Origin of the sequence: Leclercia sp. CFBP8987, from assembly GCF_034044995.2 — a bacterium.
Lineage (GTDB): Bacteria > Pseudomonadota > Gammaproteobacteria > Enterobacterales > Enterobacteriaceae > Enterobacter > Enterobacter tamurae.
In genome coordinates this window covers 1,427,352-1,443,360 of sequence record NZ_CM188255.1, presented here as the reverse complement: position 1 = coordinate 1,443,360, position 16,009 = coordinate 1,427,352, and the positions used below count along the sequence as shown (strand labels likewise).

General features: G+C 57.8%; 14 protein-coding genes. 8 read left to right on the top strand and 6 right to left on the bottom strand.

The genetic code is table 11. The features are described from left to right. Positions 1 to 30: 30 nt before the first annotated feature. From SOM40_RS06835 to mntR, 5 genes are all read right to left on the bottom strand, one after another. Positions 31 to 1,554, bottom strand: coding sequence for an efflux transporter outer membrane subunit (locus tag SOM40_RS06835; protein WP_320530713.1), 1,524 nt, complete (start codon positions 1,552 to 1,554; stop codon positions 31 to 33). Then, positions 1,554 to 3,125, bottom strand: a complete 1,572-nt coding sequence (locus SOM40_RS06830; RefSeq protein ID WP_320530714.1) for a DHA2 family efflux MFS transporter permease subunit — start codon at positions 3,123 to 3,125, stop codon at positions 1,554 to 1,556. Before SOM40_RS06830 ends, SOM40_RS06835 begins: the two co-directional genes overlap by 1 nt. Beyond that, on the bottom strand, positions 3,122 to 4,213 hold the full coding sequence (locus tag SOM40_RS06825) for an HlyD family secretion protein (protein WP_106992460.1): 1,092 nt from the start codon (positions 4,211 to 4,213) through the stop codon (positions 3,122 to 3,124). The genes SOM40_RS06830 and SOM40_RS06825 overlap by 4 nt, the downstream gene beginning before the upstream one ends. 103 nt (positions 4,214 to 4,316) lie before the next feature. Next, complete coding sequence (locus SOM40_RS06820) at positions 4,317 to 5,426, bottom strand: anion transporter (protein ID WP_320530715.1); 1,110 nt, start codon at positions 5,424 to 5,426, stop codon at positions 4,317 to 4,319. After that, positions 5,423 to 5,896 carry a manganese-binding transcriptional regulator MntR gene (gene mntR / locus SOM40_RS06815; protein WP_106992458.1) on the bottom strand — a complete coding sequence of 158 codons (474 nt, stop codon included), beginning with the start codon at positions 5,894 to 5,896 and terminating at the stop codon, positions 5,423 to 5,425. The genes SOM40_RS06820 and mntR overlap by 4 nt, the downstream gene beginning before the upstream one ends. 184 nt (positions 5,897 to 6,080) lie before the next feature. Here mntR and mntS point away from each other — a divergent pair, with 184 nt between their 5' ends. Next, positions 6,081 to 6,206: a manganase accumulation protein MntS gene (mntS, locus tag SOM40_RS06810; protein ID WP_106992457.1), complete on the top strand. Its 126-nt coding sequence runs from the start codon at positions 6,081 to 6,083 to the stop codon at positions 6,204 to 6,206. 279 nt (positions 6,207 to 6,485) lie between these two features. After that, positions 6,486 to 8,069 carry a phosphoethanolamine transferase gene (locus tag SOM40_RS06805; RefSeq protein WP_261642394.1) on the top strand — a complete coding sequence of 528 codons (1,584 nt, stop codon included), beginning with the start codon at positions 6,486 to 6,488 and terminating at the stop codon, positions 8,067 to 8,069. Between the two features lie 480 nt (positions 8,070 to 8,549). Here SOM40_RS06805 and ompX read toward each other — a convergent pair whose 3' ends face one another. Further along, the gene (gene ompX, locus SOM40_RS06800; protein ID WP_106992455.1) at positions 8,550 to 9,068 is read right to left on the bottom strand and encodes an outer membrane protein OmpX; all 519 of its coding nucleotides are present in this window, start codon (positions 9,066 to 9,068) and stop codon (positions 8,550 to 8,552) included. A gap of 355 nt (positions 9,069 to 9,423) precedes the next feature. Here ompX and rhtA point away from each other — a divergent pair, with 355 nt between their 5' ends. The 6 genes from rhtA to ybiO all read left to right on the top strand — a co-directional run bounded on the left by rhtA (position 9,424) and on the right by ybiO (position 16,002). Then, complete coding sequence (gene rhtA / locus SOM40_RS06795; RefSeq protein ID WP_261642391.1) at positions 9,424 to 10,311, top strand: threonine/homoserine exporter RhtA; 888 nt, start codon at positions 9,424 to 9,426, stop codon at positions 10,309 to 10,311. A gap of 281 nt (positions 10,312 to 10,592) precedes the next feature. After that, a complete protein-coding gene (gene dps, locus SOM40_RS06790) occupies positions 10,593 to 11,096 on the top strand; it encodes a DNA starvation/stationary phase protection protein Dps (protein ID WP_106992453.1) in 504 nt (167 codons plus the stop codon). A 361-nt stretch (positions 11,097 to 11,457) separates the two neighbouring features. After that, positions 11,458 to 12,204, top strand: a complete 747-nt coding sequence (gene glnH / locus SOM40_RS06785; RefSeq protein WP_032617174.1) for a glutamine ABC transporter substrate-binding protein GlnH — start codon at positions 11,458 to 11,460, stop codon at positions 12,202 to 12,204. 80 nt (positions 12,205 to 12,284) lie between these two features. Then, positions 12,285 to 12,944, top strand: coding sequence for a glutamine ABC transporter permease GlnP (glnP, locus tag SOM40_RS06780; protein ID WP_106992451.1), 660 nt, complete (start codon positions 12,285 to 12,287; stop codon positions 12,942 to 12,944). Next, entirely contained in the window at positions 12,941 to 13,663 is a 723-nt protein-coding gene (gene glnQ, locus SOM40_RS06775) for a glutamine ABC transporter ATP-binding protein GlnQ (RefSeq protein ID WP_106992450.1), read from the top strand. The genes glnP and glnQ overlap by 4 nt, the downstream gene beginning before the upstream one ends. 125 nt (positions 13,664 to 13,788) lie before the next feature. Continuing rightward, entirely contained in the window at positions 13,789 to 16,002 is a 2,214-nt protein-coding gene (gene ybiO, locus SOM40_RS06770) for a mechanosensitive channel protein (protein ID WP_320530716.1), read from the top strand. Positions 16,003 to 16,009 lie beyond the last annotated feature (7 nt).

Here is a 16,009-nt window from a genome sequence, read left to right as displayed (position 1 = left end):
CCTGCCCGTTTCTTGCCCAATCCTCTGAACTTATCCGCGCGGGGCGTCGCCAAAGACGGCGTAGTCCGGCAGCTGGACCTGCTGATACGGCTCCCAGCCCCCGCCGAGGGCTTTATAGAGCGCCACCAGATCCAGGGCGCTCTGTACCCGGGCCTGCTCCCGCTGCTGCTGCGCCTGCGCCAGCTGGCGCTGGGCATCCAGCACGTCGATAAAGGTGGCGATCCCCTGGCGATAGCTGCTGCTTGCCAGATCGAAGGCGTTTTGCAGCGCATCGATCGTTTTGTTCAATCCCGCTTCCCGCTTCTGGTCGGTGCGGTAGCTGACCAGCGCATTTTCCACATCCCCCAGCGCGGTGAGCACCGTTTGACGATACTCCAGCACCGCGGCACCCTGCTGCGCCCGGGCGACCTTCACGCTGGAGACCAGCCGTCCGCCCTGGAAGATGGGGATGGAGACCTGCGGCCCGACGCTGTAGAAGTGGCTGCTCCAGTCGGTGAGCCAGCTGGCTTCGCTGTTACGCAGGCCAAACTGGCCGCTGAGCGAGACGCTGGGGAACAGCTGCGCCACCGACACGCCGATCTGCGCGGTGGCCGCATGCAGGTTCGCCTCGGCTTCACGCACGTCCGGACGTCGCCGCGCAAGCGTGGAGGGAATACCGGTGGGGACAATCTCCGGCAGCGCGGGCAGCGGTTTGCTGGCCTGCAGCTCGCCGTCCAGCGCCCCCGGCGGTTTGCCCAGCAGGATCGCCAGGCCGTTCATCGCCTGCCGGGCCTGGGCTTCATACTGCGGAAGCTGCGCCTCAAGGTTGCCGAGCTGGGCGCGGGCGTTCTCCACGTCCATCTGCGGTGACAGCCCGCCGCGCTGGCGGCTGTCGGTCAGCTCCAGGGTCTGCTGCGCGCTCTCGATCTGGGTGTTTAGGGTGGCGATACTGCTCTGGGCGCCGCGCAGCTGGAGCCAGCCGCGGGCGACTTCGGCCTCCAGCGACACCAGGGCGTCGTTACGCTGCTCGATGGCCGCCTGCTGCTGGGCGTCGGCGGCTTCCACCTGACGGCGCACCTTGCCCCACAGATCCAGCTCCCACTGGGCATCAAAGCTGCCCTGGTAGAGGTTAATCGGCTGGGTCAGCGGCCCCAGCGCCCCGCGCAGTTCGGGATCGACATCATCCAGCTGGTCGTACACCCCGTGGGATTTCAGCTCCCCCTCCAGCCCCAGCTGCTGCCGGGTGGCCTGCAGGTTGCCGTTCACCGCCGGGAAGAAGGCCCCGCCCGCCTGATTAATCTGCTCCCGCGCGCCGGCGATGCGCAGCACGGTTTGCTGCAGGGTGAGGTTGCCGGCAATGGCGCGTTCAATCAGGCTGTCCAACTGCGGATCGCCGAAGGTTTTCCACCAGCGCGGATTGATGGCGGTGGATGCGGTTTGCGATTTCGCCCCGCCGTCGCCCGGATCGTTCCAGTGGGTCGGCGTTTGCGGCGCGGGCTGCTGGTAGTCGGGCCCCACGGCACAGCCTGCCAGCAACAGCATTATCATCAGGGGGCTTAAACGTCTGCAAATCATCAGTGTGCTCCTGCACTTCCCTCGCTCTTAACCGGCGAGAGCAACAAACAAAACGGAATCAGTAAGAGAGCCACCACGCTCAGAATGGTGAAGACGTCGATGTAGGCCAGGAATCGCGACTGTTCGATCATCACCTGGTACATGCGCCCGGTGGCGATGCTGGCGGGGTCGCCCACCTGGGTGGTGAAGTTCTGCACCGCCTGCGCCATCTCGCGAAGTGTGTGCTGGAACGGCTCATCGAACGCTGAGGTGTGCGTGGCGAGATGGGCGCTGTGGGCCTGCGAACGCTCGGTAATGGCCGCCGTCGAGAGCGAAATGCCGATCGACCCGGCCACGTTGCGGAACATGGTAAACAGCGCCGCGGCGTCGGCGTTCAGCTGCCGGGGAATCGAGATAAAGGCGATGGTGGTCAAGGGCACAAACAGGAACCCCAGCCCGATCGACTGGGCGCTGCGGAACAGCACCAGGGTCTCGAAGTCGATATCCGGCGTGAGCGTGCGGGACCAGAAGAACGACACCGCCAGACAGGTAAAGCCGAAGGCAATGATCCAGCGCGTCTGCACGATCGGCATCAGTTTCAGCACCAGCGGGATGGTGAGGACGATCAGGATCGCCCCGGGGGAGAGCACCAGCCCGGACCAGGTGGCGGTATAGCCCAGATCCTGCTGGGCCAGCTGCGGGATCACCACTGAACTGCCGTACAGGATCATTGCCATCCCGGCCATCAGCAGGCTGGAGACGGCGAAGTTTTTATCCTTCATGCAGTGCAGATCCACCACCGGCTTTTTGGCATACAGCAGCCAGTAGATGGCACCGATAATGCCAACCAGGGTCAGTACCGCGAAGGTGCGGGTAAAGTTCGAGTTAAACCAGTCTTCGTCCTCGCCCCGGTCGAGCATCACCTGCAGGCAACCGAGACCCAGCGCGATCAGGCCAATCCCCGTCCAGTCGATAGGGATCTTCTCTTTCGATTTACTCTCCCAGGGTGGATCTTCCAGCAGCTGATAGATCGCCAGCACGGTGACGATCCCTACCGGAATGTTAATAAAGAACACCCAGCGCCAGGAGTAGTTATCGGTGATCCAGCCCCCGAGCGTCGGCCCCAGCACCGGGGCGACGATAATGGCAATCGACGACAGGCCAAAAGCCTTGCCGCGATCTTCCGGCTTAAAGTAGTCGAGCAGCACCGACTGCTGGGTGGGCTGCAGGCCACCGCCGAAGAAGCCCTGCATGATGCGGAACAGGATGATCTGCCACAGCTCGGTGGCGATCCCACACAGGAAGGAGCAGATGGTGAACATCACAATGCAGATCAGGAAGAACTGCTTGCGGCCAAAAACCCGGCTCAGAAAGGCCGAGATGGGCAGCACGATGCCGTTGGCCACCAGATAGCTGGTGAGCACCCAGGTGGATTCGTCGTAGCTGGCAGAGAGCGAGCCCGCCACGTGGGGCAGCGCCACGTTGACGATGGTGGTGTCGAGGATCTCCATAAACACCGCGAGGGTGACGACAATCGCCACCGCCCACGGGTTGCTGGCGGGCCGCCAGTTTTCATGGCTGTGCTCACTCATTCCACGGTTACCTTGGGTTCAACCGAGAGACCGAGCGGCAGCGGCTGGTTCGGATCCAGACCTTTATCGATAACGATTTTTACCGGCACGCGCTGGACGATCTTCACGAAGTTGCCGGTGGCGTTCTCCGACGGGAAGGCGGCAAAGCGCGAGCCACTCCCCTGCTGGATAGAGTCGATATGCCCTTCCAGCTCCAGATCCGGCCAGGCGTCCACGCTCAGCGTGACCTTATTACCGGGACGCATCCGCTCCAGCTGCGACTCTTTAAAGTTGGCGACCACCCAGATATCGGTCGAGACCAGCGAAAAGAGCGCGGTGCCGGCCTGCACCAGGGTACCGGTCTGGACGTTGCGTTTCGTTATATAGCCATCAAAGGGGGCGCGGACCTCGGTGTAAGAGAGGTTGAGCTCTGCGGTCTCCAGCTGGGCGCGGGCCTGCTCCACCTGACGCTCCCGGGCTTCGACGTTGGTCTCCTGCTGGCGAATTTGCAGCTGCACCTGCGAGGCCACCTCGAGCTGGGCTTTAGCGCTGGCAAGCTGGGCCTGGGCGCTGCGCAACTGGGCGTTGGCCGCATCGATGCTCTGCTGCGTGGTGGCGCGGGGATCGACGCCGCGCTGGCGGCGATACTCCGCCTGGGCATTGGCGAGATCCGCCTGGGCTTTGATCACCTGAGCGTTAGCTTCATCGCGCTGGGCCGGGTATTGCACCTTCGAGAGCGCCAGCTGCGCCTGGGCCTGATGCAGCTGGGCCTCAGCCAGGCCAAGCTGGGCTTTGGCCTGGTCGCGCTGGGCGCTGGTGTCCCGGGGATCGATGGTTACCAGCAGATCGCCCTTTTTCACCCGCTGGTTATCGCGCACCCGCAGCTCGGTGACATAGCCTGCGGTTTTGGGGGCAATGGTCACAGCGTCGCCTTCGGTAAAGGCGTCGTCGGTGGTCTCCTGGTTACGGGTCATAAACCACCACACCAGCGCCACAATGACCATCACGATCACCACAATGCCCAGAATAATCAGCGGCTTTTTGCCGGGGCGTTTACGTTGAGTCTCTTTATTATCGGTGTTTTCAGAGGGTTGGTTTTCTTCCGCCATAGAACAGCATCCGTCCTGTTAGTGAACGGCATCACAATTTATGCCGCTCACTAAAGTTAGGACGTTGCTATACATTTGCCAGGAAAACCTTACAAATAGGGCACTATTTGAGAAGGAATAATCCGAATCCGATCAGCCCGGCCCAGGCCAGCATCGGCAGGGACCACAGGTGGAAGCGCCACCAGATCCGGCGATCGTTGGCCATCCGCAGGGCGATGAGGTTAGCCAGCGATCCCGGCAGCATGCCAAAGCCGCCAACATTCACCGCCCACGCCAGCAGTGCGGTTGGCGGGACATAGTTAAGCAGCAGGATGGTGGAAGGCACATTGCTGATCACCTGGGACAGGCCGATAGCGGTGAGCCATAGCTGGCCCTGGGTCAGATGGGTCACGTTTTGCAGCACCCCCTGCAAGGCCGGAACCTGAATCAGGAGATGGACGTCGATAAACATCGCCATAAAGACCAGCAGCAGCGTCCAGTCGACGCTTATCAACACCCGGCGAGCCAGTAGCAGAAAACCTCCCGCCACCAGCAGCACGCCCCATAGCTCCTGTTTGAGATCGAGGGCCACGACAAACATCAGATAGAGCGCCAGACAGCTCCACGCCAGCCGCGGTTTCGACTGGGCCGCCGCGCTGCCGCTGTGATAGTGCAGCGGTTTTGCCGGGAAGGCGAACCAGCCCAGGGCTATCAGGGTCAGCACCATCACCAGCGCCAGGGGGGCCATCTGCCAGGTGAAGGCGGCAAACGACAGCCCGGAGCGTCCCCACAGCAGGATGTTCTGCGGGTTGCCAATCGGGGTAAGCAGCGACCCGGCGTTGACCGCCAGCGCCTCAAAGATGATCAGCCGGTTGACCGGGATTTCGCACAGCTTGCGCAGGGTAAGAGTGAGCGGCACCACGATAAACAGCGCCACATCATTAGTCAGGAAGGTCGACAGCAGCGCCGCGGAGAAGACCATAAAGAGCGCTAACCGTCGCTCGGTGGCGAAACGGCGCACCAGCTTACGCCCCAGTACGTCAAAAAACCCGCTCTGCTCGACCCCTTTGGTCAGCATCATCAGCCCGGCGAGGGTAATAATGGTGTGCCAGTCAATGGCGGCAGGCCAGCGCTCAGGGGCGAAGGGCACCAGAAAGCTGAGCCCGACCCCGATAATCAACAACAGATGAAAGAAGCGATCCCGGGCCAGCGCCCGCAAGCCTGGCAGGGTCATTCTGCGGAGGATCCATATTTCAGCGTAAAGGCCTGGAACTGTTGCAGCGTCTCTTCGCTGACGTGATGTTCCATCCCTTCGGCGTCACGGCGGGCGATATCAGGGCTGACGCCCAGCACCAGCAGGAAGTTTTCGACAATCTGATGGCGCTCGCGGCTGGCCTGCGCCAGCTTCTCCCCTTCCGGGGTAAGAAATACGCCGCGCCAGGGGATCATTTCGATCAGGCCAACCGTTGCCAGACGCTTGAGCATTTTTGCCACCGTCGGCTGAGAGACGCCAAGGCGCGCGGCCATATCCACCTGACGGGCCTCCCCCACTTCGCGGATCAGATCTGAGATCAGCTCGACATAATCATCGATCAGCTCGCGGCGATGCGCTTCCCGAACCTGGCGAAATCCTTCGACATGCTCTTCGACATTGACCAGTTGCGTCATTTTTTTTGTTGTTGGATTACCTGCACGGCGGTTCATTGTGCTTCCTCAAGCGGGGGACACATCAAGCGTATCAATAGATAAGCGGCCATTGTAAACCATCACTACACAACCACAAAAAATTAACGATATAGCCATAGCCATATAATATAGCCTGTGCTATATCTGTATGTAATGCAGTCACCCTTCACGGATCGAAGGGATCAACCCGCAGGAGGTCACGATGAACGAATTCAAGAGGTGTATACGCGTGTTCAGCCACTCTCCCTTTAAAGTACGCTTAATGCTGCTGAATATGATTTGCGACATCATTAACGGCAAACCCCAGCAGAACAAACCTTCGAACTAAGCGGCGTCGCGGTACGCCGCTTCATTTTTGTGTCATTTATCCCCTCTATACTGCTCGTCTCCACGCTATGCCCGGACCTTTTTTGCGGAAATGTAATCCCCTTCGCAAAACACCCCCTTTATAACTGTTGACCTTAACGGCCACTGGCTCTATCTTCTTGCAGCCCTGCACTATTTGCGGCTCGCAGATGCGGACCTCCTCTCCCCTTCTACGCATTCTCAGGCAGGTTTTGACCCTTGACGCCAGGGTGAGCACATGGCGTTTTCACGATAGTGACCTATGAATTTAACCCTGAAAGAAACGCTCATCACCCGCAGCCGGGCCTTAAGCCCGTGGACCGGATTCTACTTTTTACAGTCGCTGCTGATTAACTTTGCCTTTGGCTACCCCTTCAGCCTGCTGTATGCCGTTGCCTTTACCTGTGTGCTGCATCTGCTCTGGCTGAGCGCGCCACGGGTACAAAAAGGGCTGCTCGGGATCTGCTCCCTGGTGGCGGCGACCTATTTCCCCTTTGGCCAGGCCTACGGCGCGCCAAACTTTAATACCCTGCTGGCAATGCACTCCACCAACATGGAGGAGTCGACGGAGATCCTCACCATCTTCCCGTGGTACAGCTACGTCGTCGGCCTGTTTATCTTTGCGCTCGGCGTTATCGCCGTGCGCCGTAAGCCGCAGCCTAAAAAGGCGTGGGGCAAAATCGACGGCCTGTGTCTGGTGTTCAGCCTGGTGGCCTTTTTTGTCGCCCCGGTGCAAAACCTGGCCTGGGGTGGCGTCTTCAAGCTGAAAGATACGGGCTATCCGGTGTTTCGCTTTGTCAAAGATGTGGTGGTAAACAACCAGGAAGTGGTTGAGGAGCAGGCCCGGATGGCCGCGCTGTCGCAGATGAAGGACACCTGGAACGTGCTGGCGGTGAAGCCGAAGTACCACATCTATATGGTGGTGATCGGTGAAAGCGCCCGTCGTGACGCGCTGGGCGCTTTCGGTGGACACTGGAACAACACCCCGTTCGCCAGCAAGGTCAACGGCACGCTGTTTACCGACTACGTTGCCGCCAGTGGTTCAACGCAGAAGTCGCTCGGGCTGACGCTTAACCGGGTGGTGGATAACAAGCCGCAGTACCAGGATAACTTTGTCACCCTGGCTAACCGCGCCGGCTTCCAGAGCTGGTGGTTCTCCAACCAGGGACAGATCGGTGAATACGATACGGCTATCGCCAGCATCGCTAAGCGGGCTGACGAAGTGCAGTTCCTGAAAAGCGGTGATTTCGAGGCGGATAAAAACACCCGGGATGAGGCGTTGCTGAAAATGACCGAACAGGTCTTCAGCACCCAGCGCACCCAGCCGCAGCTGATCGTCCTGCACCTGATGGGCTCCCACCCGCAGGCCTGCGATCGCACCCAGGGGAAATATACTGATTTTGTGCAGTCGAAAGAGACCTCGTGCTATCTCTACACCATGACCCAGACCGACGACCTGCTCAGCAAGCTCTATACCCAACTGCAAAACACCGGGGAGAGTTTCTCGATGGTCTATTTTTCCGATCACGGGCTGGCGTTTAAAGAGCGCGGGAAAGAGGTGCAGTACCTGGCCCACGACGACAACTTCCAGCAGAACTTCCAGGTACCGTTTATGGTGCTGTCGAGCGATGATAAAGCCCATCGCATCGTCAAGGCGCGCCGTTCGGCGAATGATTTTTTAAGCTTCTTCTCGCAGTGGACGGGGATTAAGGCGAAAGAGATCGTCAGTAAGTACCGCTTTATGACCAACGACAAGGCGCCGCCGGTGTATGTGACCAACTTTAAGTTGCAGAAAGTGGATTACAACCATCTGGGGACGGATCTGTTTGAGACGAAAAGCCGGTAGGTTTTTTGCCCTGCCGTACGGCCCCCTCTCCCTTGAGGGAGAGGGCTGGGGTGAGGGGGAACATGCTGCACCGGTGGTTGTTCCGTTCACTTCCAGTCTATTGCTTCTCTGTTACTGCGGAACCGGTGAACGTGCCAGGGGGGCTCGCCGCCTCCCCCCTGGCGACCCCGGCTCCCGGCAAAGAAAATCGCCGCTTCGCGGTGCCCTCAGCTTATTCCTTCAGGCTTTCGGGTCGGGCACCAGCCTGCATCCATGCAGGCTATGCCCTCTCGGCGCGTCCATGCGCCTCGCCCCGGCCTTCCGGAAACGCTTCGGCGATTTTCAGCCGGACCAGGGAGTCGCTGTAAGTTATGTATGCTTTTAGAATTTGATCATTGCTGTAGAAGCGAAAATATTACTGGTGGCTCTTCACCCCAAAGGTAAAGAACAAAAACAAAAAACCCGCCGAAGCGGGTTTTTTTTACTGGCTCACCGAAGTGATTAGAAGCGGTAACCTACGCCTGCAATCCAGGTGCCAACGTCAACGTTACGGATGCGGCTCTGCTCATAAGAGAAGTCCAGCGCAACGTTTTCGATTGGGTTGAACTGCATACCAGCGCCATAGGAGAAACCGTAGTCGCTGTTAGTTGCAGTGCGGTTGAAGCCCTGGTTTTCAGTCTGCTGGAATTTACCGTAGCCAACACCCACAACACCGTAGATGCTTGCCCAGTCGTTCAGACGCAGAGCTGGACCAGCAGTGATGCCGTAGTACTGAGCTTTGTTGTAAGCGCCGTCTTCGGAACGGTCTTTCTCAGTGTAGGTGAAGGAACCGATAGCACCCAGCGGGTTGTTGTCCTGCTCGTAGCGATATTTCAGGTTGAAACCGTTGGTTTTATTCATCACGCCCTGCATATCGCTCTGAGCGTAACCGCCAGTCACGGTAGAGGTCGCTGCTACAGCGGAACCTGCGGAAACAGCCAGAACAGCTGCCAGTGCTGAAAGACATGCAATTTTTTTCATAACCACCTCAAATGTGCTTCAAGTAAATCCGTAAGTTTTAAATATATCAAAAAATCTTGTGAAACTCTTTGTGCTTCGTGATGTCTAACGCGGCTTTTCATGTAACTAAACATTTCCAACCACAGCTATCTTGTTCAAAAAACACTGAATTTGTGTTGCGATGAGCTAAGAATGCGCGTCAGTCACAATACATTCATCCAGACAATTCCTAATCTGTTACAGAAATCACCCGGCGCTATGAGGCCATTTTACGGATTTACGGCGACTTTTTTTCAACAAAGTCTCAACCGCGCGGCGTTATTTCCTTTACACTCCCCCTCTTTACTTCCTTTGACAGAAACTGACAGGAGAAAGGATGCCTGGGTTGTCTCGCAGGGCGCCGGTCTGGTTGCCCATAGTTGTCATTCTCATCGCCATGCTCTCAATTCAGAGCGGTGCCTCGCTGGCAAAATCGCTCTTCCCGATAGTAGGTGCCCCTGGCGTGACGGCGCTGCGTATTGCGCTTGGCACCCTGATCCTGGTAGTGATCTTTAAACCCTGGCGGCTGCGTTTCCAGAAAGAGCAGCGCCTGCCCCTGCTGTTGTACGGCCTGTCGCTGGGGGCGATGAACTATCTCTTCTACCTGTCGATTCAGACGGTGCCGCTGGGGATCGCCGTGGCGCTGGAGTTTACCGGCCCGCTGGCGGTGGCCCTGTTCTCCTCCCGTCGTCCGGTGGATTTCGTCTGGGTAGTGCTGGCGGTGCTGGGGCTGTGGTTTCTGTTGCCGCTGGGGCAGGACGTCTCGCACGTTGACCTGACCGGTGCAGCGCTGGCGCTGGGAGCGGGTGCCTGCTGGGCGGTCTATATCCTTACCGGGCAGCGTGCCGGGGAAGAGCACGGCCCGGCCACCGTGGCGCTGGGCTCGCTAATTGCCGCTATCGTCTTTGTGCCACTGGGGATGGCCCAGGCTACCGAGTCGATCTGGCAGTGGTCGATCTTGCCGGTGGGCCTGGCGGTGGCGGTGCTCTCAACCGCGCTCCCCTACTCGCTGGAGATGATTGCCCTGACGCGCCTGCCGACGCGCATCTTCGGCACCCTGATGAGCATGGAGCCCGCGCTGGCGGCGATCTCCGGGATGGTGTTCCTCGGCGAATCCCTGACCTTTACCCAGACCCTGGCGCTGTGCTCAATCATTGCCGCCTCGATGGGGTCGACGCTCACCCTGCGTCGGGAGAGCAAAGTCGAAGAGGTGGATATCCGCTAGCCGCCATTATTTCGCCGGGAAGCGGCTTCCCGGCAAAATATTCCCATTCGCATTTGGTGTCATTATTTTGAAATATCGCCTTATCCCTTCGCCAGGCGAGTGAAAAATAAGATAAATTTACCCCTCAATATAAATACCACTGTATTTTCAATGAATTAACTATCACAACCCGCCTTTCACTATTAAACCAATAGGCAGTACCCAATCGCGCCTTCTATAGCCGGTGCTATACTTGATTTCGGAAATTACTTTGGACGCCAACATCAAGAGGAAATGAGATTATGCCTACCGCTAAACTGGTAAAAACAAAAGCACCTAATCTGCTGTATACCCGTAACGATGTCTCTGACAGCGATAAGAAAGCGACGATTGAGTTGCTGAATCGCCAGGTGATCCAGTTCATTGACCTGTCGCTGATTACCAAACAGGCCCACTGGAATATGCGCGGCGCAAACTTTATTGGTGTACACGAGATGCTGGATGGCTTCCGTACTGCACTGACTACCCATCTGGATACCATGGCTGAACGTGCCGTGCAGCTGGGCGGCGTGGCGCTGGGTACCACTCAGGTGATCAACAGCAAAACAGCACTGAAAAGCTACCCGCTGGATATCCACAGCGTGCAGGACCACCTGAAAGAGCTGGCGGATCGTTATGCTGTCGTGGCAAACGACGTCCGTAAAGCGATTGGCGAAGCGAAAGACGAAGATACCGCTGACATCCTGACCGCCGCTTCCCGCGACCTGGATCAGTTCCTGTGGTTCATCGAGTCTAACATCGAGTAATCCATAGCATTTTGCTATCACACCCTCGCCCTTGGCGGGGGTTTTGCACTTTTATAGTGCAGCCATTTCCCCTCTCTCGCCGCAAACGTAAAGCATTTGTAATAATCACTTCACACAATCGTTAACGAAAGATTGTTTTCTCATCGATATTTGCGCTTAATAGCATAACCGTTAGTGATGGCGTTTCTCTGCACCAAAACAGTGCTTCGTTATGGTGCAATCTGCCGTCATTGCTACACCTTTTGTGCAATGAAATGCGTGCTGGCCTTTTAAAAACAATCCCTTGTAAAGTTGGCACGATTTTTTCATAGAGCCGTTCGTTCTCGCAGGGGATCGCCCCGTGGATATAAAAGGAAATGCTATGAAGTCTGTATTAAAAGTTTCACTGGCTGCACTTACCCTGGCTTTTGCGGTTTCTTCTCAGGCCGCTGATAAAAAACTGATTGTTGCCACCGACACCGCCTTCGTACCGTTTGAATTTAAACAGGGCGATCAGTACGTTGGTTTTGACGTGGATCTGTGGGCGGCCATCGCGAAAGAACTGAAACTGGACTACACCCTGAAGCCAATGGACTTCAGCGGCATCGTTCCGGCACTGCAAACTAAAAACGTTGACCTGGCGCTGGCCGGTATCACCATCACTGACGCACGTAAAAAAGCGATCGACTTCTCTGACGGCTACTACAAAAGCGGCCTGCTGGTGATGGTGAAAGCGGACAACAACGACGTAAAAAGCGCGAAAGATCTCGACGGTAAAGTGGTCGCGGTGAAGAGCGGCACCGGTTCTGTTGATTACGCGAAAGCCAATATCAAAACCAAAGACCTGCGTCAGTTCCCGAACATCGACAACGCCTACATGGAACTCGGCACCAACCGTGCTGACGCCGTGCTGCACGACACGCCAAACATCCTGTACTTCATCAAAACCGCAGGTAACGGCAAGTTCAAAGCGGTAGGTGAATCCCTGGAAGCACAGGAATACGGTATCGCCTTCCCGAAAGGCTCCGACGACCTGCGTACTAAGGTGAACGGCGCGCTGAAAACCCTGCGCGACAACGGCACCTACAACGAAATTTACAAAAAATGGTTCGGAACTGAACCAAAATAATAATCAGGTTCTGAGCAGTTATTATCCTGGGGGCGAACTTCGCCCCCTGTTGTTTTCACCACGGTATACAGGAACACATCATGGAGTTTGACTGGAGCGCCATCTGGCCTGCCATTCCTCTGTTGCTTGAAGGCGCCAAAATGACCCTGTGGATTTCGGTCCTCGGTCTGGTTGGCGGGTTGATCATCGGCCTCGTTGCCGGTTTTGCCCGCACCTACGGCGGCTGGATAGCCAACCACGTAGCGCTGGTTTTCATCGAAGTGATTCGCGGCACGCCGATTGTGGTGCAGGTGATGTTTATCTACTTCGCCCTGCCGATGGCCTTTACCGATCTGCGCATTGACCCGTTCAGCGCGGCGGTGGTCACCATTATGATCAACTCCGGGGCCTATATCGCTGAGATCACCCGCGGTGCGGTGCTGTCGATCCACAAGGGCTTTAGCGAGGCCGGTCTGGCGCTGGGTCTCTCCCGTCGCGAAACCATTCGCCACGTGATCCTGCCCCTGGCGCTGCGACGCATGCTGCCGCCGCTGGGCAACCAGTGGATCATCAGCATTAAAGATACCTCGCTGTTTATTGTTATCGGTGTGGCTGAACTGACCCGTCAGGGCCAGGAGATCATTGCCGGTAACTTCCGCGCCCTGGAGATCTGGAGCGCCGTTGCGGTGGTCTATCTGATTATTACCCTGGCACTGAGCTTCGTGCTGCGTCGTCTTGAAAGAAGGATGAAAATCCTGTGATTGAATTTAAAAACGTTTCCAAGCATTTTGGCCAGACCCAGGTGCTGCACAATATCGATCTGCAGATCCAGACCGGCGAAGTGGTGGTGATTATCGGGCCATCCGGCTCCGGTAAATCGACCCTGCTGCGCTGCATCAACAAGCTGGAAGAGATCACCAGCGGCGATTTGATTGTTGATGGCCTCAAGGTCAACGACCCGAAGGTGGACGAGCGCCTGATCCGTCAGGAAGCCGGGATGGTGTTCCAGCAGTTCTACCTCTTCCCGCACCTGACGGCGCTGGAGAACGTGATGTTCGGCCCGCTGCGCGTGCGCGGTGCCAACAAAGCGGCGGCGGAGCGGCTTGCAAAAGAGCTGCTGGCAAAAGTTGGGCTGGCGGAGCGCGGGCATCACTACCCGTCCGAGCTCTCCGGGGGCCAACAGCAGCGCGTGGCGATTGCCCGTGCGCTGGCGGTCAAACCGAAAATGATGCTGTTCGATGAGCCGACCTCGGCCCTCGACCCGGAACTGCGCCATGAAGTGCTGAAGGTTATGCAGGATCTGGCGGAAGAAGGGATGACGATGGTGATCGTGACCCACGAAATCGGTTTTGCCGAGAAAGTGGCTTCGCGTCTGATCTTTATCGATAAAGGCCGTATTGCCGAAGATGGCAATCCGCAGGCATTGATTGAGAACCCACCGAGCCAGCGTTTGCAGGAGTTCCTCCAGCACGTTTCGTAATGTCTCGCCGGGCGGCGCTAACGCTTGCCCGGCCTGTTATTCCCCCGGAATCTTCCCAAAAAACCCCCGCTTCCGTTCGCCTTCTATACTTATCACTTTGCACAATATTGTCACCGGAGGACGCTGTGCCCTGGATCCTGCTGCTTCTGATAAGCCTGTTTTGCCTGCCTGCTCAGGCGGTCAGCCTGCCGGGCATTCCCGCTGCTGCTGCCAGTGAAGCAACAACTCCGCCTGCCGAGCCGGACGTAGAGCAGAAGAAAGCCGCCTATTCCGCGCTGGCCGACGTGCTGGAAAATGACGCCTCACGCCAGGAGCTGATCACCCAGCTGCGCAGCGTGGCCGCCACGCCGCCGCAGGAGCCGGTGCCCAAAATCACGCCGCCGGAGATCGAAGAAGAGAAGACCGTGCTGGAGAACGTGACCGATATCAGCCGTCATTACGGCGATGCGCTCTCCTCCCGTTTCGCCCAGCTCTACCGCAACCTGATTGGCTCTCCGCATAAAGCCTTTAACCCGCAGACCTTCGTCGTTGCCGCACGGCAGTTTTTGCTCCTCGCCGGGTTAGTCTTTGCCTTTTACTGGCTGGTGAGGCTCTGCGCCTGGCCGTTGTACCGCAAAATGGGCAGCTGGGGACGCAGAAAGAACCGGGAAACCAGCAGCTGGATCCACCTGCCGCTGACCATCGCCAGCGCCTTTATTATCGACCTGCTGCTGCTGGCGCTGACCCTGTTTGTCGGCCAGATCCTCAGCGAATATCTTAATACCGGCAACCCCACCATCGCCTTCCAGCAGACGCTGTTCCTCAACGCCTTCGCGCTGATTGAGTTCTTCAAAGCGATCCTGCGATTGATATTTTGCCCGCGGGTGCCGGATCTGCGTCCCTTTGGGATTAGTGATCGCGCCGCCCACTACTGGTCGCTCCGGCTGAGCATTCTGAGCAGCATGATCGGCTATGGCCTGCTGGTGGCGGTGCCTATTATCTCCAATCAGGTTAACGTCCAGATTGGCGCCCTGGCCAACGTGCTGATTATGCTGTGCATCACCGTCTGGGCGCTGTACCTGATTTTTCACAACAAACGTGCCATTACCGAGGGGTTGCTCCACCTTGCCGACCGCTCTCTCGCCTTCTTCAGCCTGTTTATTCGCGCCTTTGCGCTGGTGTGGCACTGGCTGGCGAGCGCTTACTTTATCGTGCTGTGCTTCTTCTCCCTGTTCGATCCGGGAAACAGCCTGAAGTTTATGATGGGTGCCACTTTCCGCAGCCTGGCCATCGTCGGGATCGCCGCCTTTGTGTCGGGGCTGCTGTCGCGCTGGCTGGCGAAAACTATCACCCTGTCACCGCACGTGCAGCGTAGCTACCCGGAGCTACAGAAGCGGCTCAACGGCTGGATCTCCATGTCGCTGAAGGTGGCCCGGTTCCTGACGGTCAGTGTCGCCATCATGCTGCTGCTTAGCGCCTGGGGGCTGTTCGACTTCTGGAACTGGCTGCACAACGGCGCCGGCGAAAAGACGGTGGATATTTTGATCCGCATCGCGCTGATCCTGTTCTTCTCCGCCATCGGCTGGACGGTTCTGGCAAGCCTGATCGAGAACCGACTGGCGTCGGATATTCATGGCCGCCCGCTGCCCAGCGCTCGCGCCCGCACGCTGTTAACCCTGTTCCGTAACGCGCTGGCGGTGGTGATCAGCACCATCACCATCATGATTGTGCTGTCGGAGATCGGGGTGAATATCGCCCCGCTGCTGGCGGGTGCCGGGGCACTGGGACTGGCGATCTCCTTCGGCTCACAGACGCTGGTGAAGGACATCATTACCGGGATCTTCATTCAGTTTGAAAATGGGATGAATACCGGGGATCTGGTGACTATCGGGCCGCTGACCGGCACCGTAGAGCGGATGTCGATTCGTTCCGTGGGGGTGCGCCAGGATACCGGCGCATACCATATTATTCCGTGGTCTTCGATCACCACCTTCGCCAACTTTGTCCGCGGCATCGGTTCGGTAGTCGCAAATTACGATGTGGACAGGCATGAAGATGCTGAGAAAGCCCAAGCCGCATTAAAAGCGGCGGTGGATGAGCTGCTGGAGAGAGAGGATATTCGCGGTTTGATTATCGGCGAGCCGTCGTTCGCCGGGATTGTCGGGCTGACCAGCACCGCCTTTACGCTGCGCGTCTCCTTCACCACCCAGCCGCTGAAGCAGTGGACGGTGCGTTTCGCCCTCGACAGCATGGTGAAAAAACATTTCGACCTGGCGGAAGTGCGGATGCCGGTGCAGATGTATCAGCTGTTGCCGTCGCCGGGCCCGGCACCCTCTTCGCCTCAGGAGCCAACGCTGTAAAAAAACC